The following is a 24,338-nucleotide window of genomic DNA, read 5'->3' on the forward strand; positions in this document are numbered from 1 at the left end:
AAGTTTAATCTATACTCATATTACTTATAAAAGAATTGCTGGTTTATGTTAATATCTTCTGTTTAATTTTCAAAGACCATTTCTTTGTCGCCCTCAAGCGACTTTCTTAGTTTAACATCACTTTGAAACTTTGTCAATAACTTTTCAAAAAAAACTTTTAATTTATTTTGTTAAGTTGTTTCCGCATCTCTTAGCGACGAGATTTATCTTAACATCTTAACTACTAAAGTTTTCTAATAAATATCAACGTCAAAGTTATTTAAACTTTAAATACTTATATTATCTTAAATTTATTTTAAAATTCAACTATTGATACTCCAGGTTACGTTTTTTATATATTTAAAAGATATATTATTATTATTTCTTTTAAAGATTTAAATATGCACTAAAATAAAAAACCATATTTTATTTTAAAATTTATTTAAATCTTAAAATAAAATATGGTTTTATTTTTTTATTTTATCTTATTTACTATATCTTTAAATTTATTTCCTCTAATCTCAAAGTTCTTAAACATATCAAAACTTGCACAAGCTGGTGAAAGAGTTACAATATCTCCGTTATTAGAAATAGACTTAGCAATATCAACTACTTCTTCTAAATTTTCTCCAAAGTACACAGGAATATTTATTCCTTTTTCTTTTTCTAACTTATCAAAGGCTTCTTTTATTTTATTCTTTGTTTTTCCAAATAAAACTAAAGCTTTTATTTTATCATATCCTTCATAAGCTAAAGGTTCAAAAGGTATGTTTTTATCATAACCACCAGCTAAAAGTATTACTGGTTTTTCAAAAGCTTTTAAACCTGCTAAAGTTCTTGTAGGACTTGAAGCTATAGAATCATTATAATATCTAACGCCATTAACCTCTCTTATAAATTCACATCTATGATTTACTCCACTAAATGTTTCAGCTACAAATTTCATTGTACTTATGGATACTTCATCATATACTGCTAAAAATGCTGCTAGGTAATTTTCTACATTGTGCATGCCTTTTATTATTATATCTTCTTTTTTACATACTTCTTTTCCATGAACATATAATTTACCTTCTTTGTAATAAGCATCTTCTCCCTCTACTTTCTTTGAGCTAAACTTAAAAACCTTTCCTTTTGCTTCTTTATCTAGAACTTTGGTTATTTCATTTTCATCATTTATTACTAAGATATCATTTTCTTTTTGATATTTAAAAACATTTTTCTTAGCATCAATATATTCTTGCATATCTTTATGCATATCCAAATGATTTGGAGTTATATTAGTAACTACTGCTACATCAATTTCAACATCCATTGTCATAAGTTGAAAACTTGATAATTCTAAAACAACCTTATCATTTTCTGTTATTTCTTCAATATTTGAAAATAATGGAGTGCCTATGTTTCCTCCAGTCCAAGTTTTATATCCTTCTTTAGATAATAACTTAGATATTATTGTTGTAGTTGTTGTTTTACCATCACTACCAGTTACACCATACACTTTAGCTTTACAATATCTTACGAACTCTTCCATCTCTGAAGTAATATATGCACCTTGATTTTTGCATCTAACTAAAGCTTCGCTATCTATTCTCATAGATGGTGTTTTAAAAACAACCTCAAACCCAGTTAATCTATCTAAATAACCTTCTCCAAGTTCTAATTTTACTCCTAATTCTTCAAATTCCTTTGCAACTTCTCCTAAATCCTCAAAGGATTTCATATCAAAAGCAGTAACTTTAGCCCCTAACTTAACTAGGAATTTTATAAGAGGTATATTACTTACTCCAATACCTACAACTGCTACATTTTTTCCCTTTATAAATTCTTTAAACTCTTTAAAGTCTCTCTTCATTTTGTGGCCTCCAAAATTTTTACCAATTTTAATAATGGTTTTTTATAATTCTATCCCATTTCTTTCTAATTATAACACTATGAAAAACTCCATTCCATATTATTATAACTTATTCAAAAGCATTCTATTTTGTTATTTTATAAAAATATTCATGTTATAATAAATTATTAATCTATCTTTAATCATATTGTTTAAAATAAATTTGTAAATTATAATTATTAATTAATAATCATTTTAGGATAAATAAAGGTAATTTTTATATCTAAGAAATCCTTATATAAAAGATTTAGGTGGGAGGATTAATATGAATAATATAATAGAAAAAGCGAAAAAAACTCATAGTCTTTCAAGAGATGAAATAATATCCTTATTAAAAGATGATTCTATAAATAAAGAACTTTTTAAAGCTGCTGATGAAGTTAGAAAAGAATATCTTGGTGATGAAGTTCATTTAAGAGGACTTATAGAGTTTACAAATATATGTAAAAGAAATTGTATGTACTGTGGACTTAGAAGAGATAACAAAAATATCGAAAGATATAGACTATCCCATGAAGAAATCCTAGATTTCGCAAAAAAAGCTGTAAGTTATGGATATAAAACTTTAGTACTTCAAGGTGGAGAGGATGATTATTTTACTGTAGAACGTTTAGTTCCTATAATAAAAGACCTTAAAGCTTTAGGTGTTGCTTTAACTTTAAGCATAGGGGAAAGGTCTTTTGAGGATTATGAAGCTCTAAAAAAAGCTGGTGCAGATAGATTCCTTTTAAGAATAGAAACTACTGATAGAGAATTATATGAAAAATTAGACCCAGGAATGAGCCATGAAAATAGAATTCAATGTTTAAAAAATTTAAGGAAATTAGGTTTTGAAGTTGGAAGTGGGTGTCTTGTTGGACTTCCAGGACAAAAAATAGAATCTTTAGCAGATGATATTTTATTTTTTAAAGAACTTGATGTTGATATGAATGGAGTAGGTCCCTTTATTCCAAATGAAGATACTCCACTAAAAGATGCAGAAGGTGGACAATTTATCCTTGCTTTAAAGGTTATGTCTATAATTAGATTACTTTTACCTGATATAAATATCCCTGCTACTACAGCTATGGAAACTTTAAATAAACAAGGAAGAGTAATAGCACTTCAATGTGGTGCAAATGTAGTTATGCCAAATGTTACAGAAGGAGATTATAGAAAACTTTATGCTCTATATCCTGGTAAGATTTGTACTGGAGATACTCCTGCACATTGTAGAGGATGTATAACAGGTAAAATAAGAGGAATTGGTAGAATAGTTTCTGATGGCCCTGGATTTAGAGCTAATGGTTCTAAACCTAAAAGCAGATAATACCTAAATAGCATAAATAAATTTTTATTATTTTAGGATAACCTAGATATATCTAAGTTATCCTATTATTTTTATGTTATTAATTTTATATTTAATTACTTTTACAAAATTCATCTATAGCATATGCAACTTTTTTACTATTTGCAACAGCTTCAACTACAGTTTTAGGACCACTTACAACATCTCCTGAAGCAAATACTCCTTTAAGTGTTGTTATACCCTTTTCATCTGTTACCACTAATCCATATTTATCAGTAGAAATTTCTTTGCTTGTTGAAACTATATTATCTCTTGGTGCTTGGCTTATTGCAACTATTATTGAGTCGCACTTAAATACATCTTCGCTTCCTTCTAAAGTTTTAAAAGATACTCTTCCATCTTTAGATATTACTCTTTCTGTTTTTATGTACTTTACTCCATCTTCATAAATTTCTAATGGAGCTTTATATAATTCAAATTTAACACCATCTTCTTTAGCCTCTTCTATTTCAACTTTAGTAGCTGGCATATCTTCAAAACTCTTTCTATAAAGAATATATGTATCTGCACCATTTCTTTTTGCAGTTCTTGCAGCATCCATTGCTACATTTCCAGCACCTATTACAACTACTCTTTCTCCAAGATTATAGGATTTTGGTGCTTTTAAGTAATCTATAGCATAATGAACATTTCCTAATGTTTCTCCTTTAACATTTAAGGTTTTAGGATTCCAAACTCCTGTAGCTATAAATATGGCTTTGTACCCATCACTTTTTAACATATCTAAAGTTATTACTTTACCTATTAAAGTATTAGGTCTTATTTTTACATTTAACTTAATAAGTGCTTCTTCATACTTATCTATTATCTCTCTAGAAAGTCTAAACTCTGGTATTCCGTATCTTAATACCCCACCAATTTTATCATTTTCATCAAATATTGTTACCTGATATCCCTTTTTAGCTAGTATAAAGGCTGCTGTTATCCCTGCTGGACCTCCACCTATTATTGCAATCTTATCTTCTAGAATAGTATCTTGAGTAAGATTTATATCCTCTAGAAATTCCTCTGATATTTCTTTTTCTATTTCACTAAAGTTTACAGGTCTATCCTTTATTCCCTTTATGCAATTTCCTTTGCATTGATTCTCATGAGGACATACTATAGAACAAACCACAGATAAAGGATTGTTCTCAAATAAAATTTCCCCAGCTTCTTTTATTCTATCCTCTTTAAATAATTCTATTATCTCTGGAATAGGTGTGTTTATAGGGCAATTTGCCTTACATCTTGGATTTTTACACATTAAACATCTTGAAGCTTCTTCTTTCAAACTTTGCTCATTTACCATCATTTTTAATTAACCCCCTGATTTCTTAACAAGCTATAAATTTTATTCATTGTTTCATAATATGATATATTATTAAAATAATTTAGTAAAGTAGTTTATTTAAAAATCAAATATTTTCCTATAGGCATACATTTAGCATTAGCTCCATGTCCTAATTCCTCAGTTTTTAATATTGGAATATTAATCTCACCTATAACTCTTTTTAATATATTAAAAATATCTGGTTTTAAATTATCCTTTTCCATTTCTGTAAATTCCCCTAAAATTAATCCTTTTATCTCTTTAAATACACCTAAATTTTTATATTGTGTAAGATAAGTTACCATCTTAGCTGAATTTCCACTAAAACTTTCTAAAAATAATATTTTATCTTTAAAATTTGGCATATATTCTGTACCTGCTAATTTTAATAGACATCTTATATTTCCTCCAACAACTTCTCCTTCAAGGTAACTTCCATTTATCCATATATAATTTATATTGAATATATCATTTTTACCTTCTATAAAAGAGGATTTAAAATCACCTAACTGCTCCTTAGCACAATTTCCTATTAAATTTCTTAATTGATAATTGTAAGTAGGTATAGAAGTCTTTTTATATATAGCATTAAGTAATACTGTTAAATCACTATATCCAAAGAAAGGTTTAGGATTTTCTTTTATTAATTCAAAATTTAGAAATTCTAAAACTTCATTAGCTAAATCGCCTCCTGAAATATCAAAAATCATTTTTATATCTTTATTTAAAAAAAGCTTTTCTAAGGCTCTAGCTTTTTCTTCTCCTGTTCCACTAAAAAGGTTATATTCCTTTGCATATAATGTATCAGCTTCTAAAGTATTGATTCCTAATAACTTTAAGTTATCCTTTAAAGCATCTATAACAAATTTATTTCTTAAACTAATTCCATTTGAACAACTTATTATACCTATTTTATCTCCTTCATTTAAAATAACCATATTTTAATACCTCCTAAAAATAATTATAATAATACCACTTGTTTTTATAAATTTACCCACCTTAAAATATTATACAATTAAATTTAACTTATTTATAAAAAATTAGTAAGGTTCTAAATTAAATAAAAAAGCTTATAAATATTTTAAAATATTTATAAGCTTTACTTTTAATTAAAACTCTAAGCTTTTTTCAATTATAGCTTTAACATCTTCAATTTTAACTCTTTGTTGTTCCATGTTATCTCTATCTCTTACAGTTACACATCCATCCTCTAAAGTATCGAAATCAACTGTTATACAGAAAGGAGTACCAATTTCATCTTGTCTTCTATATCTCTTACCAATACTTCCTGTTTCATCATAATCAACATTAAAGTATTTGCTAAGTTCAGCGTATACTTCATCAGCTTTTTCTGATAATTTTTTAGAAAGTGGTAATATAGCAGCTTTAAATGGTGCTAAAGCTGGGTGTAAGTGCATAACTGTTCTTACATCTACTTTTCCATTAGCTCCTTCTAACTCTTCTTCATCATAAGCTTCAACTAAGAATGCTAAAGCAACTCTATCAGCTCCTAATGATGGTTCTATAACATATGGTACATATTTTTCATTTGTTGTTGGGTCTAAGTAACTCATATCTTGTCCTGAGTGCTCAGCATGTTTCTTTAAGTCATAGTCTGTTCTATCAGCTATTCCCCAAAGTTCTCCCCAACCAAATGGGAATAAATATTCTATATCTGAAGTAGCATTTGAGTAGAAGCTTAATTCTTCTTCTCCATGGTCTCTCATTCTTATATTATTTTCATTCATTCCTAAGTTTAATAAGAAGTTCCAACAACTATCTTTCCAGTAATTAAACCATTCTAAGTCAGTTCCTGGTTTACAGAAAAATTCAAGCTCCATTTGTTCAAACTCTCTAGTTCTGAAAGTGAAGTTACCTGGAGTTATTTCATTTCTGAAAGATTTACCAATTTGAGCTATACCAAATGGTATTTTCTTTCTTGTAGTTCTTTGAACTGATTTAAAGTTTACGAATATACCTTGAGCAGTTTCTGGTCTTAAATATACTTCGTTTTTACTATCTTCAGTTATTCCTTGGAAAGTTTTAAACATTAAATTAAACTTTCTTATGTCTGTATAATTTAATTTTCCACACTTTGGACAAACTATGTTGTTTTTAACTATGTAGTCCATTAATTCTTCATTGCTCCATCCATCAGCTGTAGCAACTTCTGCTCCGTTTGCAGTCATATGGTCTTCAACTAATTTATCAGCTCTAAATCTAGCTTTACATTCTTTACAATCCATTAAAGGATCTGAAAATCCTCCAACATGACCTGATGCAACCCAAACTTCTCTATTCATTAAGATAGCTGAATCTAATCCAACATTATATTTACTCTCTTGAACAAACTTTTTCCACCAAGCTTTTTTTACGTTATTCTTAAATTCAACTCCTAATGGGCCGTAATCCCATGAGTTTGCAAGTCCACCGTATATTTCTGAGCCTGGGAATATAAATCCTCTATTTTTACATAAGGCTACTATTTTATCCATAGTTTTTTCTACTGCCATATTACAATTACCTCCATCTAAATTAAATAAATTATTTTATATTAATTCTTCACTTTATAAAGAACTTTAAACTTCCTTGAAAAATATTTCTAACAGCTTTTATTAACTGCTAGAAATACTTATTCTAGATTAACAGCCTAAGGGCTTTATATAAATAAAAAAAGCCATTACATTCAAAGGGACGAAATAAAATTCCGCGGTTCCACCCTTTTTAGCAAAAGCTCATCTCTCACAATAATTGTACTCAAAAGCTCCCTTCATTTTAAATCTTTAATAACTTACACCAACCGCTATCTCTCTAAAAAAGATTTTAAAACTACTCTTCTTTATCATAGTACTTATTTAGTTATATTCTTAATTTTATCAAAACTAAATTATATGTCAATAAAAAAAGAATTTATAAGCATATAAATTTATATGTTTATAAATTCTTTCTAAGCTAATTTTAAGCAAAAAAAATGGCTCCTCGGAGAGGACTCGAACCTCCAACCTATCGGTTAACAGCCGAGTGCTCCACCATTGAGCTACCGAGGAACATTTACAAATTTATTATACCATATTTGAAATAAAATACAATAGTTTTTTCATAAAATTTTATAAAAAAGTCTAATTTTTTAAATTAACTTCTAAGTATAAAAAAATATATTTTAATATAATTTTCTTTATAAAAATATAGGACACTTTTAATCTTTAATTATCAATTGAAAGTGTCCTTATTTAAAAATTATTTTTGAATACTAGTATAATTTTGCTCCTGCAGGAATTCTATCATCAACCATAAGAAGGTTAAGTCCTTCACGACCATCTTCTTCATGTACTGCTGAAATTAACATACCTTCTGAAGCTATACCCATCATTTTTCTTGGTGGTAAGTTTACAATAGCAATTGCTGTTTTACCAACAAGTTCTTCTGGTTCATAATACTCATGAATACCACTTAAAATAACACGGTCTTTACGTTCTCCATCATCTAATGTAAACTTTAAAAGCTTTTTAGATTTAGGAACTGCTTCACAAGCAAGAATTTTAACTGCACGATAATCAGATTTAGCAAATGTTTCAAAATCAATCATATCTTTAAAGATAGGCTCTATTTTTACATTTGAAAAATCTACTTTTTCTTTTTCTACTGGAGTAGAGGAAACAACTTTTTCTTCATTTTTAACTTCAATTTTTGAAGAACCTTGTGGTTTCATTGTTGGGAATAAAATTACGTCTCTTATTGATGAAGAGTTAGTTAAGAACATTATCATTCTGTCTATTCCAATTCCTAATCCACCAGTTGGAGGCATACCAGTTTCTAAAGCACTCATGAATTCTTCATCTAACATGTATGCTTCATCATCACCGTATTCTCTTTCTCTAGCTTGTTGTTCAAATCTTTCTCTTTGAACTATTGGGTCGTTAAGCTCTGAGTATGAGTTACACACTTCTCTACCATATACAAATCCTTCAAATCTCTCAGTAAACATTTCATTTCCTCTTTTTTTCTTAGTAAGAGGTGATATCTCTACTGGATAATCTGTTAAGAAAGTAGGTTGTATTAACTTATCTTCTCCATACTCTTCAAATAACATATTTAAAACTTCACCTTTAGTAACTTTATCTAATGGTTTAGGGAATTCTAAATTCTTTTCTTTAGCTATTTCTCTAGCTTCCTCATCACTCTTTATTTCATTGAAGTCTATACCTGCAAATTCTTTAACAGCATCTACCATAGTTAATCTTCTCCATGGTGGTGTAAAGTCTATTTCAGTTCCTTCATACATAACTTTTGTTGAACCATTTACTTTTTCACATACATATGCAATCATATTTTCCATGATTTCCATCATATCATTATAATCTGCATAAGCTTCATATAGTTCTATAGCAGTAAATTCAGGGTTGTGTCTTACAGAAACACCTTCGTTTCTAAAATTTTTACCCATTTCATAAACTTTTTCAAATCCTGCAACTATTAATCTTTTTAAGTATAATTCTGTTGCTATTCTTAAATACATATCTATATCTAAAGCATTGTGATGAGTTATGAAAGGTCTAGCAGCAGCACCACCAGCTATTGGTGAAAGAATTGGTGTATCTACTTCTAAAAATCCTCTATTATCTAAGAATTCTCTTATAGCTTTTATTATTTGTGATCTTTTAATAAAAGTATCCTTAACTTCTGGATTTGTTATTATGTCTACTTCTCTTTGTCTGTATCTTAAATCTGGGTCTTTTAAACCATGCCACTTTTCTGGTAATGGTTTTAATGACTTACATATTAATTCAAAAGAAGTTACCTTAATAGAAACCTCTCCCATTTTTGTTTTAAATACTTCACCTGTTGCAGCAACCCAGTCTCCTAAGTCAAAAGATTTAAATTCCTTTAAAGCTTCTTCTCCAACATTATCAATTTTAATGAACAATTGAATTTTTCCTGGTAAATCTGCTAAATCAGCAAATACAACTTTACCTTGACCTCTTTTTGACATAAGTCTTCCAGCAACTTTTACTTCTTTGCCTTCTAACTCTTCAAAATTGTTTTTTACATCAGCAGAAGAATGTGTTCTTTCTACCTTGTATACATCAAATGGGTCCTTACCAGCTTCCTGTAAATCTGAAAGCTTTTGTCTTCTTAACATTTCTTGTTCACTTAATTGATCTTCGGCTTCGTGAATATTTATTTCCTCATTTGACATTTAAAAATCCCTCCATCTATAAATTATCTATCTTCTTATTCCAAGAATTTCGAACTTAGTAGTTCCTCCTGGTACTTCTATATCTACAACATCTCCAACTTTTTTACCCATTAATCCTGAACCAACTGGTGATTCATTTGATATTTTATAGTTCATTGGATCTGCTTCTGCTGAACCAACTATTGAATACTCAACTTCTTCATCAAAATCAAAGTCCATAACCTTAACTATTGATCCAACTGTAACTATATCTGTTGATATTTCAGATTCATCAACAACAACAGCATTTTTAAGCATGTTTTCTAATTGAATTATTCTACCTTCAGTGAAAGCTTGCTCATTTTTAGCCTCATCATATTCTGAATTTTCACTTAAATCTCCGTATCCTAAAGCAACTTTTATCTTTTCAGTTATTTCTTTTCTTTTTACTGTTTTAAGATATTCTAATTCATCTTCTAACTTTTTAACACCTTCATAAGTCATGATATGTTTTTTTTCGCTCATTTTCTTTCTCCCCTTTGAACATATTATTATAATATCATATTTAAACTTAACCTGTTAATATACAATTCATAAAAACTTTAAGATTATTAAGCCTAATTATTCAAATTATTATAATTCTTAAAGATTATTATGTCAAACCATATATTAAATAAGATATATTCCACTAAATAAAAAAGCATTATTTAGCTTTCATTCTCACCTTTATTTGTATAAATTAAACATTTAACCTTTAACTAATGATTTATTATATCCACCTATATACCCATTTATGATAGATATTATAAATTATTTTTCATTAAATATTCTTTATACTCTTTAAGTATATCCATTATTTTTTCTGGATTTGCTTCTAAATTTAATTTATTCTTAATTTCAGTACAGTTATTTAGTCCTTTTATATACCAAGCTGCATGTTTTCTCATTTCTCTTACAGCTTTATACTCTCCATCATATTTAAGAGCTAAATTATAATGTCTTATACACATATCTATTTTCTCCTCAGGAGTTGGAATATAAACTTCTTCACCATTTAACTTCTGAACTATTTGCTTAAAAATCCAAGGATTTCCCATACTTCCCCTAGCAACCATAATTCCATCACAATTGCTTTGTTTTGTAAGGTTTAGAGCATCCTCTGCTGTAAATACATCTCCATTCCCTATAACAGGAATATTTACGGCTTCTTTAACCTGTCTTATTATATCCCAATTAGCCTTACCTTCATACATTTGAGCTCTAGTTCTTCCATGAACAGCAATAGCATCTACTCCTGCTTCTTCCATAACTTTAGCAAACTCAACAGCATTTATGTGTTCATCATCAAAACCCATTCTAAATTTAACAGTTACAGGTTTTGTTGCAACCTTTTTAATACTGCTCATAATTTCATAAGCTAATTTAGGTTCTTTCATTAAAGCTGAGCCTTCACCATTTTTAACTATCTTAGGTGCAGGACATCCCATGTTAACATCTATTATACATATATCATCATTTGTATTAAAATGTTTCTCAGTGACATAAGCCATTATCTTAGGATCATTTCCAAACATCTGACAAGATACAGGTTTCTCTTCATCTGAAATTCTCATCAATTCTTTTGTATTCTCACTTCCATAGTATAATGCCTTTGCACTAACCATTTCAGTGCAAACAATTCCAGCCCCCATTTCTTTGCATAATCCTCTAAAGGATATGTCTGTAACCCCTGCCATAGGTGCTAAAAAAACATTATTGTCTAAAACTATGTTTGATATTTTCATTACTTTCTACTCCTTGTTTTTCTCGTAAAGAATCTTAAGTCCTTCTAAAGTTAATTTACGATCTACTTCATCAATTACATCCGTTTCGCTATAAACAAGTTTAGCTAGCCCTCCTGTAGCTAATACAAATGGTTCTTTCTCTCCTAAGTCAATCATTTCTTTTTTCATACGCTTTACTATATACTCAACTTTTCCAATGTACCCATAAATTATTCCAGCCTGCATACTAGTAACCGTATTTTTACAGATAACACTCTTTGGCTTTTCAAGTTCTATTCTAGGTAATTTTGCAGCTCTTTCAAATAAAGCATCTGCTGAAATTTGAATACCAGGGCATATGTTTCCACCTAAGTAATCTCCCTTTTCAGTAATTGCACAAAAAGTAGTTGCTGTTCCAAAATCTATTATTATCATAGGTTTTTTATGCTTTTCAAAAGCTGCTACAGCGTTTACTATTCTATCTGCTCCTACTTCTTTTGGATTATCATATTTTATGTTAATACCAGTTTTAATTCCAGGTCCTACTACAATCGGTTCTTTTAAAAAGCACTTTCTAACCATATTCTCTAAAGAATGCATTATATTAGGAACAACAGAAGAAATTATAATTCCTTCTACATCTTCTGGATTTAATTTAGCCTGATTAAATAATTGCATAACTTGTATTGAATACTCATCTGATGTTTTCTTAGAATCTGTAGATATTCTCCATGATGCTATATATTTATTATTATCATGAACACCTAGAACTATATTTGTATTACCTACATCTATTAATAAAATCATGTGTCTTACACCACCTTAATATAATTAAAGACAGCTAATAAAGCTGTCCGGAAAATACCATGTACCCTTTATATAACAATATTAATTTTAACAACTACTATATATTTGTCAAGCAATTACAATTACTAGTTTTCAAAATAAAAAGACCTATATGAATATTTATTAAAAATACTTATATAGGCCTTTAAAGTTATCTAAAGATTTAGAATAATCCTACTATTTCTCCATCTTCTTTTATATCCATTTTGTTAGCTGCTGGCACTTTTGGTAGCCCTGGCATTGTCATAACATCTCCAGTTAAGACAACTATAAATCCTGCACCATTTGAAACTCTAACCTCTTTAACTGTAATATCAAAATTTTCTGGTCTTCCTAAAAGACTTGGGTTATCTGATAAAGAATACTGAGTTTTTGCCATACATATTGGAAGCTTATCTAAATTAAACTTTTCAATTTCGGCTATTTGTTTAAGAGCTTGTGGAGTATAATTTACTCCTTTTCCTCCATATATAGTTTTAACTATTTTTAATATTTTTTCCTTTATAGGTTCCTCTGCACTATAAATCATTTCAAAATTTGAAGGTTCAGTTTCAATTGTTTTTATAACTTTATTTGCTAAATCAATTCCACCTTCTCCGCCTTTTTCCCAAACCTCTGTTAAACTAACCTCTACCTTAACTTTCTTACAGAAATCTTCTATTGCTTTAATTTCCTCATCTGAATCTGTTATAAATTTATTTATAGCTACAACAACTGGTACCTTGTAAGATTTTATATTTTCTATTTGTTTTTCTAAATTCTTAATTCCCTTATTTAAAGCTTCAACATTTGGTATGTTTAACTCATCTTTTTTAACACCACCATGATGTTTTAAAGCTCTTATAGTAGCTACTAAAACTACACAATCTGGTTTTAAATTTCCATATCTACATTTTATATCTAAGAATTTTTCCGCACCTAAGTCTGCTCCAAATCCAGCCTCTGTTATTGTTATATCACTAACTTTTAAAGCTGTTTTAGTTGCTATTATAGAATTACATCCATGAGCTATATTAGCAAAAGGTCCTCCATGAATTATAGCTGGAGTATTTTCTAAAGTTTGTACTAGATTTGGCTTTATAGCATCTTTCATAAGTAAAGCCATAGCACCTTCAACTTGTAAGTCTTTTGCATAAACTGGCTCTCCCTCTAAGTTATATGCAACTAAAATATTTCCCATTCTTTCTTTTAAATCTTCTAAATCACTTGCTATACATAATATAGCCATTATCTCTGATGCAACAGTAATCATAAATCCATCTTCTCTTAAGAATCCATTAGCCTTGCCACCTAGGCCAACAACTATTTCTCTTAAAGCTCTATCATTCATATCCATAACTCTTTTAAAAACAACTCTTCTTGAATCTATTCTTAACTCATTTCCTTGATGAATATGATTATCTATAGCTGCACATAAAAGGTTGTTTGCAGAAGTTATTGCATGCATATCTCCTGTAAAATGAAGATTTATATCCTCCATAGGAACTACCTGTGAATATCCTCCGCCAGCTGCTCCACCTTTAATTCCAAAAACAGGTCCTAATGATGGTTCTCTTAAAGCTATAACTGCATTTTTACCTATTTTATTTAAAGCTTGTCCTAAACCTACTGTAACTGTAGATTTCCCTTCTCCTGCTGGAGTTGGATTTATAGCTGTAACTAAAACAAGTTTACCTTCTTTATTATTTTCTAATTTCTTTATAGCATCTAAAGATATTTTACATTTATATTTTCCATAAAACTCTATGTCATCTTCTGTAAGTCCTATTTTCTTAGCAATGTTTATAATTAGCTCCATCTTAGCACTTTGTGCTATTTCAATATCATTTTTCATAAATCCGCACCTCATTCCAAAGTAATCTAATTACTATTATACCCATATTTTCTTAAAAAACAAAGGATTTTATCGAACATTTAATTATTTTTTAAAATAAATCATTCGTATTTATATTGTATAATTGGTACAATTATTAAAATAAAAAAGGTGCTTTTAAAAGCACCTTTTTATTATGAATTCTCAAATATTTCTCTAAATTCATCTCCATCAATTTTTTCTTTTTGAAGTAATGCATCTGTAACTGCATTTAGCTTACTTATATTTTCACTTAACATAATTTCAGCTCTATTGTAAGCTTCATCAATTAATTTTTTAATTTCCTCATCTATTTTAGCACTAGTTTCTTCACTTATATTGCTACTCTTACCAATATCTCTACCTAAGAATACTTCTCCGCCATCACCATTTCCAAATGATATAGGACCAATTACATCACTCATTCCATATTCCATAACCATACTTCTTGCAATATGACTGGCTCTATCTATATCATTTTTAGCTCCAGCACTTATATCACCAATAACTAATTTTTCTGCAACTCTTCCACCTAAAAGTTCTACCATCTTATCTTTAAGCTGTTTTTTAGATGTATGAGTTCTATCTTCATCTGGTAAATTCATTGTATAACCAGCTGCCATACCTCTTTGTATTATACTTATTTCATGAACTGGATCTGCATATTCTAAAAGATTACTTACAACAGCATGACCTGATTCGTGTACTGCAGTAATTCTTCTGTCATATTCACTAACAACCCTGCTCTTTTTCTCAGGACCTGCTATTACTCTTGTTATAGCTTCTTCAATATCAGTCATATCTATACTATTTTTTCCACATCTTACAGCTAATAAAGCAGCTTCATTAGTTAAATTTTCAAGGTCTGCACCACTAAATCCTGGTGTCATTTTTGCTAAGACACTTAAATCAACATCATCTGATAAATGCTTGTTTCTTGTATGAACTTTTAAAATTTCTTCTCTACCTTTAACATCTGGTAATCCAACTAAAATTCTTCTATCAAATCTACCAGGTCTTAATAATGCTGGGTCTAAGATATCTGGTCTATTTGTTGCGGCAATCATAATTATACCTTCATTAACTCCAAATCCATCCATTTCAACTAAAAGTTGATTTAAAGTTTGTTCTCTTTCATCATGACCACCACCAACACCTGCACCTCTTTGTCTACCTACAGCATCTATTTCATCTATAAATATTATACAAGGAGCATTTTTCTTAGCCTGTTCAAATAAATCTCTTACTCTTGAAGCACCAACACCTACAAACATCTCAACAAAATCTGAACCAGATATACTAAAGAAAGGAACACCAGCTTCTCCTGCTATTGCTTTCGCAAGGAGTGTTTTACCTGTTCCTGGAGGACCAACTAAAAGAACTCCCTTAGGTATTCTTGCTCCCATTTCTATATATCTTTTTGGTTGTTTTAAGAAGTCAACAATTTCCTCTAATTCTCCTTTTTCTTCATCAGCACCAGCAACATCTTTGAAAGTAACTTTATTACTATCTAAGTTAGCCATTTTTGCCTTACTTTTACCAAAATTCATTACGCCCCTATTTCCACCATTATTCTGGGCTTGTTGACTAAACATGAATAAAGCAAATAATATAACTCCCACTATAAGTATTGTTGGAAGGATGCTAATCCAAATTCCCATATTATTTGGAGGTGTATATTTAATTACTGTATCTATACCTTTATTATCTTGTAAAAGATTATCTAGCATTTGATTTGAAACATAAGAAGTAAATCTTTTTCCATCTTTCATTACACCATCAACGACCATTTTATCTTCTTTTATAGTCATTGTTTCAATCTTATTCTCTACATATGCCTCTTTAAAATCTGTATATGATATTACTTTTCCTTGAGTTCCATTTCTATAAAAAGCAAATGCAAACATAAGAATTATAGCTAATATAGCTAAATAAGTAATTACATTTTGTACTTTTTTCATCTCTATGCCCCCCTTCTCTGACCATTATTTTTTAATTTATTTCAAAATAAAATTATAATATATTTTTACAATAGTTTTTAATTATTTATTGTAAATCTCTTCTTTTAAGGCACCAATAAAAGGTAAGTTTCTATATTTTTCAGCATAATCTATACCATAACCAACTATAAATTCATCTGGTACATCAAATCCTTTATATTTTGCTGAAACATTTGAAGTTCTTCTTGCTTCTTTATCTAATAAAGCAACTATCTCTATACTAGCAGCTTTTCTAGCTTTTAAATATTCTAAAAGATAGCTTAAAGTAGTTCCTGTATCAACTATATCTTCAACTATAAGTACATGTTTATTTTCTATATCACTATCTAAATCCTTTAAAATTCTAACAACTCCTGAAGTTTGAGCTGAATTTCCATAACTTGAAACAGCCATAAAATCTATTTCACAAGGAATATCTATATTCTTTATAAGGTCTGATGTAAATACTACAGAACCCTTTAATATTCCTACAACTAATAAATCTTTTCCTTCATAATCCTTACTTATTTCCTTAGCCATTTCCTTTACACGCTTAGCTAATTCTTCCTCTGAGTATAAAACTTTTTTAATGTCATCTTTTATGTATTTTGCCATACTAACTTTCCTTTCCTTTATAGATAATTTTAATTACCCTTTTAGTTTTATTTGTAACTTTAAATGTATCACTTACATTTAAGCCTACAATCCAAGATATCTCATTATTAAATAAGACTAAAGGTATAAAATCTCTTTTCTCTTTAGGTATTTTATTATTTATAAAAATATCTTTTAGCTTTTTAGTGTTTTTCATCCCTAAAGGAATTATCTTATCCCCTTCTCTTCTAAATCTAATGTCTATATTGGAAATTTTATCATAATCAAAAGACTTTATAAATCTATCTTTTGAAAATTTCTCACCCTTTTTAAAATCTTCTAATATAAATTCATAAGTGCCTAAAAGACTATCTTTTATTATAACCTGTTTTTTTTCCTCTAATTCTTTTCTAAAATTATTTAAAGTTATACATTTATCTTCTTTTAAAGAATCTTTTTTAAGCAAACTTATTCTTATTTTTCCATATTCATTTGAAGCTATTACTCCATTTGTAATATTAATCTTTTTTCCTGTTTTTCTATACTTTAAAGCTATTATGTCCTTAATATGCTTTAGCTCAAAGTTATTATTTTTTGAACTTACTTCAACTAAAGCTCTTTTTATAATTCTTGTTAAAAGTGCTTCCTTCTCTGAAAAAGCCTCTTCTTTTATCAAGATACTATTATCTTCTCTTACACAAAATTTAGAAAAACGTTTATTAACTTCCTCTGTAATAAACTCTACGTCTTTACTACAACTATAAGCTAATCTATTTAATGTGTTTATTATATCCTTATTAAAATTTTCTTCTATAAAAGGTATAGCCTTAAGTCTTATCTTATTTCTAGAATAAACTTCTTCTAAATTAGTTTCATCTATTCTAGGATTTAAATTATTTATTTCACAATACTTTTCTATTTCTTCTCTATTTAAAATAAGTATAGGTCTTATAAATATTTTGTCTCTAACAGGCTTAATTCCAACTAATCCTTCTATTCCAGTTCCTCGTAAAGCCCTCATAATAACGGTTTCTGCTTGGTCATTAGCATTATGTGCTATAGCTATTTTATCTAAAGAATATATATCTTTTAACTCTGAAAAGAATTTATATCTTTCCTCTCTTCCTGCCATTTCCGTTGAAATATTCTTTTCTTTACTTATTTTATTTATATCTACTCTTTTTATAAAACATTTTATATTTAAATTTGCACAAAGCTCTTTAACGTAAGCTTCATCTTCTAAGGCACTTTCTCCTCTTAAACAATGATTGACATGGGCTGCATATACTTCTATTTTTAATAAATCTTCAAGTTCTTTCAAAATATGAAGTAAACATACTGAATCTGGACCTCCTGATAAAGCTACTAAAACCTTATCTCCACTTTCAATCATGGAGTTCTCTTTTATAAAATTTATAACCTTTTTCTTCATTGTAATTCACTCCATAAATATTATATTTTGCCCTAATATTATAACACATAAAAAAACTCTTATGTTCTTAAAAAGTTCGTATAATTAAATTTAATTGTCAAAATAAAGGAAAGTGTATAAGAATTTGTTATTTAAAATAAACTAAGTGATTTAATAAATTTTAATTCTTATACACTCTAAACTCTAATTTAAAGCAAAAATTTTAGATATGACAACTGTCATGTCATCCTTAGCCTTTCCTCCACTTAATTCCTTTGCCTTTTCTAAAATTGCTATTGAAAGTTCTTTAGGTTGTCTATATTTAGTATTCTTTAAAAATTCAATTAACCAAGTAGTATCAAAACTACCATCACCTTTAATGTCTAAAACACCATCACTTATACTAACTATTATATCTCCATTTCCTACTTGTTTTTCTACTGTATCTACATCAGGTTCCTCTAAAACTCCAAAAGGAAGAGTATTAGAATTTATAACTTCAACTTTGCTTCCTCTTTTTATAAAACTCTCTATAGCTCCAACTTTCATAAATTTAGCTATGCCTGTATACAAATCTATTTTATTCATATCTAGGGTTGAGAACTTTTCATCCTCACTAAATTTTATACTCATTATAGAATTAACAGCATCAATTGCTATTTTTTCATCAAAGCCAACTTCCATAAACTTTTCTATTATCTCAACAGAAATCTTACTTTCAAGTCCTGCTTCTGGTCCTGAACCCATTCCATCTGATATTACTGTTATATAATTACCATCTCTTGTTCTTCCATAAGAATAAGAATCCCCTGTAAATTTTTCTCCCTCTTTTGTAGCTACAGCAACATGAGAGTTAACATGATATTTTGGTGCCTCTTCTATTATTACTTCACACATATTATTTTTACTATTTATATTACAACCTTCACTTAATATGCTCATAGTTTTACCTAGGGTTTCATTAATTATTGGTAAAACAGTTTTTACACAACTTTGAGACCCCATACAATTTTCTAATTGCATTTTTATTTTTATTCTTCCATTTTTATCGTTATAGCATATTAAATTTCCAAAGTTTACACCATATTTTAAAAGAGATTTTTTTATGCTTTTTTCTATATCAGTACATAAATGAAGTTCATTGCCAAACTCATCTACTATTTCATTTATTGTAATTGACATATTATTTATGTGATTTGATAAAATTTTTCTTCCTTCTCCTAATCTACTCTTTAAAGTTTCATTTACCATATAAATATTCATTGTATCCTCTAAATTTTTTACTAAAGCATATTTTTTAATACACTTCTTTTCTAACTCATGAGGAAATTCTCTTGAATTATTTTCATAATTTCTTATTAAATCTGAAAAAGCATTATAGGTTTGATGAAGTTCCCTCTTCCAACACATATATCTCATATCACAATCACTACAAGTTCTATCTGATAAATTTTCTACTAAAGCATTTCCTTTGCTTTTTATAGCTAACTTATCATTTACCACTAGATTATTTAAGGATTTTCCCATTAAGGATAAAACATCTGTAAAGTCTTTTAATCTCTCTGTTAATTCATCTTTTATTTCTGAAAATCTAACTTCACTAAAATGCCCAACCTTTTTATCTTTATTTATTTCTAAAGAAATCTTCTGATATATTCTTTTTGGAATTAATAAAAATATAAATGTTCCAACTAAACTTTCAATAAATAAAACATCACTAAATACACCTGAGTAAAGGGTTACTATTATAAAAATTATGTTAAATGATAATGCTGTAAAAAGCTTACCTGATTCTCTAAAAATACCTGCAACTAAGCCACAAGCACCATAAATAGCTATATTCTCTAATAAATTCCCAGTTGCAAACCCTAATATTATCCCCATAGTTATTCCTGCACCAGCTCCCATATTTGTATCTGATATAAATGCTAAAGCTACTATAAATAATATAGCTACTATATTTCTTATACTAATATCACTTATGGATATACTTCCTATACCAACAATTAATAAGCACAAGAATAGTTCTATACTTACAATTTCATCTATTGAAAAAAAGTGTTGTGTATTAATTTCTTCTATACATTTTAAGGTATAACTAACCACATAATATATTGGAAACACTAAAGCAGTAACAGATATTGCACTTATTAAACTTAAAACAATATCTCCCTCTTTAAATAAAACCCCATAAATAAGCAAACCTAAAAATACCATTGTAAAGCTCAATATATTTCTAATTTTTTTATTTACCTTGCTCATAGAAATTATTGTAATTACAGTAGATATTATTATGTAAGCTGGAAAATTAATAACTTTATTAAATAAGGTAACGTAACCTATTACAACACCTATACTTGAAGCCAAAATATATTTTTTATCATAGTTTGTTATGGCAATTAAATATGCTAATCCAAAGGGAGCTAATACTTGAGCTACTCCAAAAGTCATATCTAAATAAACCCTACTTATTAAAACTCCTGCCACCATAGCTATAATAAGCCCTATAGTAGAGACTTCTATTTTCATCTTATTTTTTATTTCATTAGAATCTTTTATTCTTTTGTAATTATCAATCTTAACTCCACATTGCATAGTTATCCTCCTAACCTTCTATCTTTATCAACATTATAGCAAGATTATAAGGAAAATTTTGTAAATTAATAGAGGGATTTTTTATTTTTTTAAGACATCAAAAAACATTTTTTTATTTGCTTATATTACTTTTATTATAATTTTATAATTTAATTACCAGTTTATTGGAAATAATTTTATACGAATAGCATTTTTTAGAATATTATCGTTTTTATATATAATTTTTTTGTTGAATAAGATATGATTTTATATAAATAAATATTTATATAAAAATAAAAACTCATCTTTAAAAGATGAGTTTTTGGTGCCGAAGACCGGAATCGAACCGGTACGATGTGTTAGCATCGCAGGATTTTAAGTCCTGTGCGTCTGCCAGTTCCGCCACTTCGGCATGTATTAAATTTAAATGGTAGCGGGAACAAGATTCGAACTTGCGACCCTTCGGGTATGAACCGAATGCTCTAGCCAGCTGAGCTATCCCGCCATATGGTTGCGGGGGCAGGACTTGAACCTACGACCTTCGGGTTATGAGCCCGACGAGCTACCAGCTGCTCCACCCCGCGATATTATTGGTGCCGAAGACCGGAATCGAACCGGTACGATGTGTTAGCATCGCAGGATTTTAAGTCCTGTGCGTCTGCCAGTTCCGCCACTTCGGCATGTATTAAATTTAAATGGTAGCGGGAACAAGATTCGAACTTGCGACCCTTCGGGTATGAACCGAATGCTCTAGCCAGCTGAGCTATCCCGCCATATGGTTGCGGGGGCAGGACTTGAACCTACGACCTTCGGGTTATGAGCCCGACGAGCTACCAGCTGCTCCACCCCGCGATATTATTGGTGCCGAAGACCGGAATCGAACCGGTACGATGTGTTAGCATCGCAGGATTTTAAGTCCTGTGCGTCTGCCAGTTCCGCCACTTCGGCATGTCATGGTGTTTCCCAACGACAAGATTTATTATACATAAGCCTTAGCATACTGTCAACATATTTTTTTATTTTTTTTATAAAATTTATTAAATATATTAATAAACCCTTATAAAATCTAAGTTCTCACATAAAAATAAATTGCAAAAATTTATAGAAAAACTAAGCTAAATAGTATATTTTAAATTTAAAACCCCTTGGAAAATATCCAAGAGGCTCCAATCAATTATTATATTGACTTTCTTTTTCTTTGTTTTACATCTTGATGTTTCTTTACATCTTGAAGTCTTTCTTCACTATCCTTTAAAAATTTTGACATTATATCTTCAAAATTTTGTTTTGGCTTAGCTTTTTTCTCATTATTCCAATCAAAATCTGCAGGTTTAACAGATTTCTTCTTTGGTGGCATAGCTTGCTTTATTGATAAACTTATTTTTCCTTTATCATCAACTGAAATTACTTTTACCTTTACTTTGTCATCTTCTTTAAGATGCTCTCTTATATCTTTAACATAAGTATCTGCTACTTCAGATATATGAACTAAACCTGTTTTTCCTTCCACTTCAACAAACGCACCAAAGTTTGTGATGTTAATTATTCTACCATCTAATATGTTTCCTGCCATTAAGGTCATGTTTAAAAGTTTCCTCCTTAAATTTTTATAAATAAAATATATGTTATTTTTAATTAATAACCTTATTTATTTTTATTATTGTTTTCTTCAGCATTATTTTGTTTATCTTGAGGTGAATTAGAGTTAGTAATAACTTTCTCTCCTTCTTTAATCATTCCCAATCTTTCTCTTGCCATTCTTTCTATGTATTCTTCACTTGAAGATTGGTTTACCTCATCTTGTAATTTTTTATTCTTATCTTGAAGCTCTTTAAGTTGAGTTTGCTTCGCTTCTATGTTCTTATTTATTTTATTCATTGTAACTTCTTGCCTAATTACAGAAATTACTAATATAGCAATTAATATAAGTATTACCATATTTTTTAAATTAATTCTTTTTTTCACTCTTATACCCCCATACTTAAAACGGTAAGATATAAGTCTATTGTAAACACTATTATAGCTTAATTCAAGCAATTTTTACCTTATGAATTAACTTTTTAATTAGTAAAGGTATTTTTAAATGCATATCTCATATTTTTAAGTATTATTCTTATATTCTTTAATAGTATAGCAATAAATTTATGTTGTATTCTTCTAAAATATTTTGATAATGTTTTTAAGTAAATAATAAAACTTATTCCCATAAATACATAAAAATAAATCCCCATAAGTGCATAATTATACCTTAATAAAAACAAGAAAATAACTAAACTACACCAAATCCAGAAAAGTATATCCTCAAAAATTAATACAATTTTATTCTTACAAACTCCTCTAAACTCTCTATAAATATCAAATAAAAATCCAATAATAACTCCTGATAATATTGAAAGTATGATTATTTTAAACTGAATATCTATATCTAATAGCATTTTTATCACCTATTTAAAATCTTAGAAAATAATTTTCTTCTTTTTTTAACCTTTTTATTTAAATAATCAATATTACTTATAAATCCTCCTATTACAACCTCCCCATTTTGAACATCTAGTTTATTCATTTTTAATTCACTTCCTTTTATTATTAAAGGACCTAAATCTGTTTTAAGACTTATTTTTTCATCATCAAAGTTTATAACTTCATTTACTCCTGTAATAGATAAAACCTTCCTATTATCTAAGGAAAGACTACTTGTACCTTTTTTTATTTTATGTTCCTTATCTCTTTCATTCATTAAGGAATCCTCCTAAATAAAATATTTTCCTCACCCTATGATTATTCATATTAAAATAAAAAAATGACTAATATAATTTCAAATTATATTAGTCATTTTTAAATACTACTTTAAAGCTAATCATACTATTTACTTGTCTTCTTCGCCTTCTAATATTTCATACATTTCTTTAGCATTTTCTTTTCTAACATGTTCTGCTATATTTATAACTCTAGCCTTTAGAGTTCTATTTCCAAATAATATTTCTATTATATCTCCTTCTTTTATATCATTAGAAGGCTTAGCGATTTTTCCATTTATTATAACTCTTCCACTTTCACAAGCTTCTTTAGCTACAGTTCTTCTTTTTATTATTCTAGATACCTTTAAATACTTATCTAATCTCATATAAAAATCTCCTTTTAAATAAAAATATTAATAAAAAAGCCCGAGTAAAATAACTCGGGCTTTTTTAAGTTAAATTAACAAAACTTAAAATATCTAAAATTAAGCGTTAACTCTTTCTTTTAATTCTTTACCTGGCTTAAATACAGGAGCTATTGAAGCAGGTATTTTTATAACTTCTTTAGTTCTTGGGTTTCTTCCTTCTCTTTCAGCTCTTACTCTAGTTTCGAAAGTTCCAAATCCAACTAATTGAACTTTATCTCCGTTTTCTAAAGTTTCGCTAACGCTTTCTATGAATGCTTTTAAAGCTAATTCAGCATCTTTTTTAGTTAAGTTGCTTTTTTCAGCCATGCTTGTTATTAATTCTGCTTTATTCACTTTTACATCCTCCTTAAAATTCCAGTTACTTTACTGCAATAATTGTTTGCTAATTATCCAATGAACTAGCATCAACTTATATTATCATAATATATATTTCTTTCTTTGTAT

20 protein-coding genes, 8 tRNA genes and 1 other annotated feature are annotated in these 24,338 nt (G+C 28.5%); of the genes, 1 reads left to right on the forward strand and 27 read right to left on the reverse strand.

The annotated features are described in order from the left end of the window. Positions 1 to 454: 454 nt before the first annotated feature. Positions 455 to 1,834 (reverse strand): UDP-N-acetylmuramoyl-L-alanine--D-glutamate ligase, encoded by a 1,380-nt coding sequence (gene murD, locus AC4FRL_RS09430; RefSeq protein ID WP_491139950.1) that lies wholly within the window; start codon positions 1,832 to 1,834, stop codon positions 455 to 457. Positions 1,835 to 2,138: 304 nt separating this feature from the next. Between murD and hydE the strand changes: the two genes are divergently transcribed. After that, a complete protein-coding gene (gene hydE, locus AC4FRL_RS09435; protein ID WP_491139952.1) occupies positions 2,139 to 3,182 on the forward strand; it encodes a [FeFe] hydrogenase H-cluster radical SAM maturase HydE in 1,044 nt (347 codons plus the stop codon). A gap of 91 nt (positions 3,183 to 3,273) precedes the next feature. Here hydE and AC4FRL_RS09440 read toward each other — a convergent pair whose 3' ends face one another. The 26 genes from AC4FRL_RS09440 to hbs form a co-directional block, all read right to left on the reverse strand. After that, entirely contained in the window at positions 3,274 to 4,515 is a 1,242-nt protein-coding gene (locus AC4FRL_RS09440; RefSeq protein WP_491139953.1) for an NAD(P)-dependent oxidoreductase, read from the reverse strand. 92 nt (positions 4,516 to 4,607) lie between these two features. Further along, positions 4,608 to 5,471, reverse strand: coding sequence for a S66 family peptidase (locus AC4FRL_RS09445; protein WP_491139954.1), 864 nt, complete (start codon positions 5,469 to 5,471; stop codon positions 4,608 to 4,610). Between the two features lie 171 nt (positions 5,472 to 5,642). Beyond that, the gene (locus AC4FRL_RS09450; protein ID WP_491139955.1) at positions 5,643 to 7,046 is read right to left on the reverse strand and encodes a glycine--tRNA ligase; all 1,404 of its coding nucleotides are present in this window, start codon (positions 7,044 to 7,046) and stop codon (positions 5,643 to 5,645) included. Between the two features lie 174 nt (positions 7,047 to 7,220). Continuing rightward, positions 7,221 to 7,388, reverse strand: a binding site (T-box leader). A 117-nt stretch (positions 7,389 to 7,505) separates the two neighbouring features. Further along, positions 7,506 to 7,580, reverse strand: a tRNA-Asn gene (locus AC4FRL_RS09455). A 203-nt stretch (positions 7,581 to 7,783) separates the two neighbouring features. After that, complete coding sequence (gene lysS / locus AC4FRL_RS09460; RefSeq protein WP_491139957.1) at positions 7,784 to 9,730, reverse strand: lysine--tRNA ligase; 1,947 nt, start codon at positions 9,728 to 9,730, stop codon at positions 7,784 to 7,786. Between the two features lie 27 nt (positions 9,731 to 9,757). Continuing rightward, positions 9,758 to 10,234, reverse strand: coding sequence for a transcription elongation factor GreA (greA, locus tag AC4FRL_RS09465; RefSeq protein ID WP_491139958.1), 477 nt, complete (start codon positions 10,232 to 10,234; stop codon positions 9,758 to 9,760). A gap of 278 nt (positions 10,235 to 10,512) precedes the next feature. Beyond that, positions 10,513 to 11,493: a tRNA dihydrouridine synthase DusB gene (dusB, locus tag AC4FRL_RS09470; protein WP_491139959.1), complete on the reverse strand. Its 981-nt coding sequence runs from the start codon at positions 11,491 to 11,493 to the stop codon at positions 10,513 to 10,515. A gap of 6 nt (positions 11,494 to 11,499) precedes the next feature. Further along, positions 11,500 to 12,279: a type III pantothenate kinase gene (locus AC4FRL_RS09475; protein ID WP_491139960.1), complete on the reverse strand. Its 780-nt coding sequence runs from the start codon at positions 12,277 to 12,279 to the stop codon at positions 11,500 to 11,502. Positions 12,280 to 12,481: 202 nt separating this feature from the next. Next, positions 12,482 to 14,152, reverse strand: coding sequence for a formate--tetrahydrofolate ligase (locus tag AC4FRL_RS09480; protein ID WP_491139961.1), 1,671 nt, complete (start codon positions 14,150 to 14,152; stop codon positions 12,482 to 12,484). A 173-nt stretch (positions 14,153 to 14,325) separates the two neighbouring features. Further along, complete coding sequence (gene ftsH / locus AC4FRL_RS09485) at positions 14,326 to 16,131, reverse strand: ATP-dependent zinc metalloprotease FtsH (protein WP_491139962.1); 1,806 nt, start codon at positions 16,129 to 16,131, stop codon at positions 14,326 to 14,328. A gap of 81 nt (positions 16,132 to 16,212) precedes the next feature. Beyond that, entirely contained in the window at positions 16,213 to 16,764 is a 552-nt protein-coding gene (gene hpt / locus AC4FRL_RS09490; RefSeq protein WP_491139963.1) for a hypoxanthine phosphoribosyltransferase, read from the reverse strand. A 1-nt stretch (position 16,765) separates the two neighbouring features. Then, the gene (gene tilS / locus AC4FRL_RS09495; RefSeq protein WP_491139964.1) at positions 16,766 to 18,175 is read right to left on the reverse strand and encodes a tRNA lysidine(34) synthetase TilS; all 1,410 of its coding nucleotides are present in this window, start codon (positions 18,173 to 18,175) and stop codon (positions 16,766 to 16,768) included. 183 nt (positions 18,176 to 18,358) lie between these two features. Beyond that, positions 18,359 to 20,749: a stage II sporulation protein E gene (spoIIE, locus tag AC4FRL_RS09500; RefSeq protein ID WP_491139965.1), complete on the reverse strand. Its 2,391-nt coding sequence runs from the start codon at positions 20,747 to 20,749 to the stop codon at positions 18,359 to 18,361. A gap of 302 nt (positions 20,750 to 21,051) precedes the next feature. Next, positions 21,052 to 21,140, reverse strand: a tRNA-Leu gene (locus AC4FRL_RS09505). Positions 21,141 to 21,156: 16 nt separating this feature from the next. Beyond that, a tRNA-Met gene (locus AC4FRL_RS09510) sits at positions 21,157 to 21,233 on the reverse strand. 3 nt (positions 21,234 to 21,236) lie between these two features. Further along, a tRNA-Met gene (locus tag AC4FRL_RS09515) sits at positions 21,237 to 21,312 on the reverse strand. A gap of 7 nt (positions 21,313 to 21,319) precedes the next feature. Next, positions 21,320 to 21,408: transfer RNA gene (locus tag AC4FRL_RS09520), tRNA-Leu, on the reverse strand. Between the two features lie 16 nt (positions 21,409 to 21,424). Then, a tRNA-Met gene (locus AC4FRL_RS09525) sits at positions 21,425 to 21,501 on the reverse strand. Between the two features lie 3 nt (positions 21,502 to 21,504). Continuing rightward, a tRNA-Met gene (locus AC4FRL_RS09530) sits at positions 21,505 to 21,580 on the reverse strand. 7 nt (positions 21,581 to 21,587) lie between these two features. Further along, a tRNA-Leu gene (locus AC4FRL_RS09535) sits at positions 21,588 to 21,676 on the reverse strand. 229 nt (positions 21,677 to 21,905) lie between these two features. Then, on the reverse strand, positions 21,906 to 22,310 hold the full coding sequence (locus AC4FRL_RS09540; protein WP_491139966.1) for a S1 domain-containing RNA-binding protein: 405 nt from the start codon (positions 22,308 to 22,310) through the stop codon (positions 21,906 to 21,908). A gap of 62 nt (positions 22,311 to 22,372) precedes the next feature. Further along, positions 22,373 to 22,693, reverse strand: coding sequence for an FtsB family cell division protein (locus AC4FRL_RS09545; protein ID WP_491139967.1), 321 nt, complete (start codon positions 22,691 to 22,693; stop codon positions 22,373 to 22,375). Positions 22,694 to 22,788: 95 nt separating this feature from the next. Beyond that, positions 22,789 to 23,163 carry a spore cortex biosynthesis protein YabQ gene (gene yabQ, locus AC4FRL_RS09550; protein ID WP_491139968.1) on the reverse strand — a complete coding sequence of 125 codons (375 nt, stop codon included), beginning with the start codon at positions 23,161 to 23,163 and terminating at the stop codon, positions 22,789 to 22,791. 5 nt (positions 23,164 to 23,168) lie between these two features. Continuing rightward, the gene (gene yabP, locus AC4FRL_RS09555) at positions 23,169 to 23,465 is read right to left on the reverse strand and encodes a sporulation protein YabP (protein ID WP_491139969.1); all 297 of its coding nucleotides are present in this window, start codon (positions 23,463 to 23,465) and stop codon (positions 23,169 to 23,171) included. A 129-nt stretch (positions 23,466 to 23,594) separates the two neighbouring features. Continuing rightward, complete coding sequence (locus tag AC4FRL_RS09560; protein WP_491139970.1) at positions 23,595 to 23,852, reverse strand: RNA-binding S4 domain-containing protein; 258 nt, start codon at positions 23,850 to 23,852, stop codon at positions 23,595 to 23,597. A gap of 99 nt (positions 23,853 to 23,951) precedes the next feature. After that, positions 23,952 to 24,227: a non-specific DNA-binding protein Hbs gene (gene hbs, locus AC4FRL_RS09565; RefSeq protein WP_003450698.1), complete on the reverse strand. Its 276-nt coding sequence runs from the start codon at positions 24,225 to 24,227 to the stop codon at positions 23,952 to 23,954. Between the last annotated feature and the right edge of the window lie 111 nt (positions 24,228 to 24,338).

Source organism: Clostridium sp. TJA032 (assembly GCF_058310275.1).

What these genes read in the sequence shown, in the direction of transcription:
- murD (WP_491139950.1), bottom strand. Translation starts at nt 1,834, where the DNA reads ATGAAGAGAGACTTTAAAGAGTTTAAAGAATTTATAAAGGGAAAAAAT.
- hydE (WP_491139952.1), top strand. Translation starts at nt 2,139, where the DNA reads ATGAATAATATAATAGAAAAAGCGAAAAAAACTCATAGTCTTTCAAGA.
- AC4FRL_RS09440 (WP_491139953.1), bottom strand. Translation starts at nt 4,515, where the DNA reads ATGATGGTAAATGAGCAAAGTTTGAAAGAAGAAGCTTCAAGATGTTTA.
- AC4FRL_RS09445 (WP_491139954.1), bottom strand. Translation starts at nt 5,471, where the DNA reads ATGGTTATTTTAAATGAAGGAGATAAAATAGGTATAATAAGTTGTTCA.
- AC4FRL_RS09450 (WP_491139955.1), bottom strand. Translation starts at nt 7,046, where the DNA reads ATGGCAGTAGAAAAAACTATGGATAAAATAGTAGCCTTATGTAAAAAT.
- lysS (WP_491139957.1), bottom strand. Translation starts at nt 9,730, where the DNA reads ATGTCAAATGAGGAAATAAATATTCACGAAGCCGAAGATCAATTAAGT.
- greA (WP_491139958.1), bottom strand. Translation starts at nt 10,234, where the DNA reads ATGAGCGAAAAAAAACATATCATGACTTATGAAGGTGTTAAAAAGTTA.
- dusB (WP_491139959.1), bottom strand. Translation starts at nt 11,493, where the DNA reads ATGAAAATATCAAACATAGTTTTAGACAATAATGTTTTTTTAGCACCT.
- AC4FRL_RS09475 (WP_491139960.1), bottom strand. Translation starts at nt 12,279, where the DNA reads ATGATTTTATTAATAGATGTAGGTAATACAAATATAGTTCTAGGTGTT.
- AC4FRL_RS09480 (WP_491139961.1), bottom strand. Translation starts at nt 14,152, where the DNA reads ATGAAAAATGATATTGAAATAGCACAAAGTGCTAAGATGGAGCTAATT.
- ftsH (WP_491139962.1), bottom strand. Translation starts at nt 16,131, where the DNA reads ATGAAAAAAGTACAAAATGTAATTACTTATTTAGCTATATTAGCTATA.
- hpt (WP_491139963.1), bottom strand. Translation starts at nt 16,764, where the DNA reads ATGGCAAAATACATAAAAGATGACATTAAAAAAGTTTTATACTCAGAG.
- tilS (WP_491139964.1), bottom strand. Translation starts at nt 18,175, where the DNA reads ATGAAGAAAAAGGTTATAAATTTTATAAAAGAGAACTCCATGATTGAA.
- spoIIE (WP_491139965.1), bottom strand. Translation starts at nt 20,749, where the DNA reads ATGCAATGTGGAGTTAAGATTGATAATTACAAAAGAATAAAAGATTCT.
- AC4FRL_RS09540 (WP_491139966.1), bottom strand. Translation starts at nt 22,310, where the DNA reads ATGACCTTAATGGCAGGAAACATATTAGATGGTAGAATAATTAACATC.
- yabQ (WP_491139968.1), bottom strand. Translation starts at nt 23,163, where the DNA reads ATGCTATTAGATATAGATATTCAGTTTAAAATAATCATACTTTCAATA.
- yabP (WP_491139969.1), bottom strand. Translation starts at nt 23,465, where the DNA reads ATGAATGAAAGAGATAAGGAACATAAAATAAAAAAAGGTACAAGTAGT.
- AC4FRL_RS09560 (WP_491139970.1), bottom strand. Translation starts at nt 23,852, where the DNA reads ATGAGATTAGATAAGTATTTAAAGGTATCTAGAATAATAAAAAGAAGA.